General features: G+C 39.9%; 2 protein-coding genes. Both read right to left on the reverse strand.

The genetic code is table 11. The annotated features are described in order from the left end of the window. Window positions 1–13 precede the first annotated feature (13 nt). On the reverse strand, window positions 14–850 hold the full coding sequence (locus EJV45_RS10350; protein ID WP_129715611.1) for an IS3 family transposase: 837 nt from the start codon (window positions 848–850) through the stop codon (window positions 14–16). Between the two features lie 8 nt (window positions 851–858). Further along, window positions 859–1,301: transposase (locus tag EJV45_RS10355; RefSeq protein WP_205942367.1), on the reverse strand; the 443-nt coding region annotated here is incomplete at its 5' end.

A 1,301-nucleotide genomic window follows, 5' to 3' on the forward strand; every position in this document is an offset into this window, starting at 1 on the left:
AAGGTTGACCGTTTTAGTGATTCTTTTGATTGTTAAAAATAGTTAAGACAGGCCTGTTTTCCAAGCTTAATAATTCCCATCTTTCCTGAAAGCGAACTGGGCTTATCATCCCTAGACTGCGGTGCGGGCGTATGGTATTATAGTTTGAAACAGCCTTTTGAACGGTGTCTTTCAGATGTTCAAATGAGCGCAATGTTTTGTGTTGCAGGTACTCCTCTTTTATTGTTCTGTTTATTCGTTCGGCATAGGCATTATCCTGCCCGGAATTGCTCATGCTAATTCTGCAGTTATTGACTTTCAATACGGCCAGATAGTCCCTGCTTCCATATTGGCTTCCATGATCTGAGTGATGGATATAAGGTGCGGAATGGCCATCTAAAGCCATCTTCAATGCACTTAAGTTTGCACTTGTGCGCATATGTTCAGAAACCTTGTAACCAACTATTTTTCTCGTGTATACATCCAGAATAAACACCGCATAATAGAACCTGTTGTTAACCTGGATATAGGTTATATCTGACTGCCAAACCTGACTGGGTGCATTGATCTGTAAGCCTTTTATACAGTTTGGGTAATGGACCGGCCCACGGGTAGTGGTACGCTTGTAGTTCTTGTGCCGTTTTAAACGATAACCCATATTCATAAATAGTGACACAAATTTATCTCTGCCTATGAAGCTTGGTTGCAAACCGTAATACATCTTTTCAACCCCGCAACCCGGATGAGCTTTCCTTAACTGGTCCACCTCTTCCTTTAAAGCCATAACCCGCTGATCATATAAAGCATGACGCTCATTATGCTGATAAACAGCTTGTTTGCTTACTCCTATGGTCCGGTAGAAATCGCTCATTCTCAACTTTATTTCTGCTTTGTTTTTACGGAACCAGTCGATTGTTGTATACCGTAGTTTTTTTTTATATCGATATGCAGATCTCGCTTGGCTATTTCCATCATCTTTTCAAGATAATCGATCATAATCTGCTTTTGACCAACAGATTGTTCCAACTCCTTTACTTTCTGTTCCAGAGCTTTGAGTTTATCAGTTTGACTTGATTTCATTTCTACGATTCTTACACCTTTTTTGTTAAAGTTAGAAAATTTGTAAACCCAACGGTAGACATTCTGAGGCAACATCCCATAAAGACGGGCCAACTGACAGACACTATATTTACCGCTCTCAAAGGCTTCGACAATTTCACGCTTAAATTCCTGCGAATACACCCGATGTGTACTGATTATTTTTCCTTGTGTTCTCATAATTTTTGTTCCCATTTTTGGGCAACTTATATCAGGGACATACA

Origin of the sequence: Pedobacter sp. SYP-B3415 (assembly GCF_004138205.1) — a bacterium.
Taxonomy (GTDB): domain Bacteria; phylum Bacteroidota; class Bacteroidia; order Sphingobacteriales; family Sphingobacteriaceae; genus Pedobacter.